Raw genomic sequence first — 2,310 nt, 5'->3', positions numbered from 1 at the left:
GGCGTTGAGCTGCTGGATGGCCTGCAGCATCGACACCGGCTTGCCGTCGATCGAGACCGGGACGCCGCGCTCGAAGCCGACGATGACCTCGTCGGGCGTGCTCCAGTTCAGCGTCGGGTCTTCGGTGTAGTCGTAGACGTCCTTGGTCGGGGCGTTCCACAGGTGCTCCAGGAAGCCGGTCTCCACCGCCCGCCCCCACACGTTTTGGTCGATCGAGAACGGCGAGCGCTTGGTGACGTTGATCGGGATGGCGTTCTCCTCGGCGAACGCGATCGCCTTCTCCCGCGTCCACGCGTAGTCGCGCACCGGCGCCAGCACCTCCAAATCCGGTGCCAGCGAAGCGAATCCGACCTCGAACCGGACCTGGTCGTTGCCCTTGCCGGTGCATCCGTGTGCGACGATGCCGCCGCCGTGCTCGCGGGCGGCCTCGACCAGGTGCTTGACGATCAGCGGCCGGCTGATTGCCGACACCAGCGGGTAGCGATCCATGTAGAGCGCGTTGTTCAACACGGTCGGCAGGCAGTACTGCTCGGCGAACTCGTCGCGGGCGTCGACGACGACGGCCTCCACCGCGCCGCAGTCCAGGGCTCGCTGGCGGATGACCTCCATGTCTTCGCCGCCCTGACCGAGGTCGATCGCCACCGCTACGACCTCACGGCCGGTCTCCTTGCCGATCCAGCTGATCGCCACCGAGGTGTCCAGACCGCCGGAATACGCCAGGATGACGCGATCTGACATGAACCAATCTCCTTTAATTCGCGAGCTTTATGTGAGTTTTTCCAAAGTGCTGGCCAGCTCGGCGCCGGTCATCGGCTCTCGAGCGGCCACAAAGACGGTGTCGTCGCCGGCGATAGTGCCGACGACGTACGGTAGCGCCGCGCGGTCGATGGCGCTGGCCAAATAGTTGGCGCCGCCGGGCGGAGTGCGCAGCACCGCGAGGTTGGCGCTGGCGCCGGCGGACACCAGCAGCTCGCCCAGCAGCCGCGACAGCCGGGCCGTGCCACCCGACACCCCGCGCACCGGGCTGCCGTCTTCGGGCACGATGTAGACCCCGACGCCGCCGTCGGCGCCGCGCAGCTTCACCGCGCCCAGCTCCTCGAGATCGCGCGACAGTGTGGCCTGCGTGACTTCGATGCCGTCGTCGGCAAGCCGGGCCGCGAGTTCGCTTTGGCTGCTGATCGACGCCGACGACAGGATGGCCACGATGCGGTCCTGGCGCCCGGCCCGGGTGGTTTCGGATGTGGTCTTCGAGCGGGTCATCGCGACCGCTCCAGCAGCCATACCAGCAGCGCCTTTTCGGCGTGCAGCCGATTCTCGGCCTCGTCCCACACCACGCTGGCCGGACCGTCCATCACCTCGTCGGTGATCTCGTCGCCGCGGTGCGCCGGAAGGCAGTGCAGCACAATGGCTTCCGGATCGGCGAGCGCGAGCAGTCGCGCGTTGACCTGGAACGGCCGAAACGGTCCGACCCGGTCCAGCCCGTCGCCCTCTTGGCCCATCGACGTCCAGGTGTCGGTCACCAGGACGTCGGCGCCGGCGGCGGCCGCGTCGGCGTCACCGGTGACGGTGACCGAGGCGCCGGTTTCCTGGGCGCGCCGCTCGGCCGCGGTCACGAAAGCCGGGTCGGGTGCGAAACCGTCGGGCGCGGCGACGGTGACGTGGATGCCGGCGGTCACCCCGCCCAGCATCAGCGAGTGCGCCATGTTGTTGGCGCCGTCACCGAGGTAGGTCAGCTTCGAGCCCCGCAGCGACCCCTTGCGTTCGGCGATGGTCTGCAGATCGGCGAGCACTTGGCAGGGATGGAACTCGTCGGAGAGCGCGTTGACCACCGGCACCGACGCGGTCGCGGCCATCGCCTCGAGCCGGTCCTGACCGAACGTCCGCCACACGATGGCCTCGACGTAGCGGGACAGCACCCGCGCCGTGTCCTGAAGCGTCTCGTCGCGGCCCAGCTGCGTGCTGCGACCGTCGACGACGACGGCGTGGCCGCCGAGCTGGGCTATGCCCACCTCGAAGGAAAACCGGGTGCGGGTCGAGTTCTTGTCGAAGATGACCGCTACCCCGCGCGGGCCCTCCAGCGGGCGCGAGCTGAACGGGTCCTTCTTCAGTTCGGCGGCGAGCTGCAGCACCTCGGCCTGTTCGGCGGGCGACAGGTCGTCGTCCCGCAGGAAGTGCCGTGTCATGCCGGGGCTCCTACCGCGTCGAGGACGCCGGGCAGCGCATCGAGGAAGCCGCCGATCTGCGCCTCGCTGATGATCAGCGGCGGGGCCAACCGGATGACGTCGGGCGCCGCGGCGTTGATCAGGAATC

General features: G+C 69.0%; 3 protein-coding genes and 1 pseudogene. All 4 read right to left on the bottom strand.

What is annotated here, in order from left to right:
* Positions 1-738: argininosuccinate synthase (locus JOZ00_RS05995; RefSeq protein ID WP_293341126.1), on the bottom strand; the 738-nt coding region annotated here is incomplete at its 3' end.
* A 27-nt stretch (positions 739-765) separates the two neighbouring features.
* Positions 766-1,260 carry an arginine repressor gene (locus JOZ00_RS05990; RefSeq protein ID WP_293341129.1) on the bottom strand — a complete coding sequence of 165 codons (495 nt, stop codon included), beginning with the start codon at positions 1,258-1,260 and terminating at the stop codon, positions 766-768.
* On the bottom strand, positions 1,257-2,183 hold the full coding sequence (gene argF, locus JOZ00_RS05985) for an ornithine carbamoyltransferase (RefSeq protein ID WP_293341123.1): 927 nt from the start codon (positions 2,181-2,183) through the stop codon (positions 1,257-1,259). Before argF ends, JOZ00_RS05990 begins: the two co-directional genes overlap by 4 nt.
* Positions 2,180-2,310 (bottom strand): annotated as a pseudogene (locus tag JOZ00_RS05980) (acetylornithine transaminase); the annotation flags it as partial. The gene argF and the pseudogene JOZ00_RS05980, both read right to left, overlap by 4 nt.

Source organism: Mycobacterium sp., assembly GCF_019243155.1.
Lineage (GTDB): Bacteria > Actinomycetota > Actinomycetes > Mycobacteriales > Mycobacteriaceae > Mycobacterium.
Note: the sequence above shows the minus strand (reverse complement) of the source record. Positions and strands in the feature narration are given on the sequence as shown.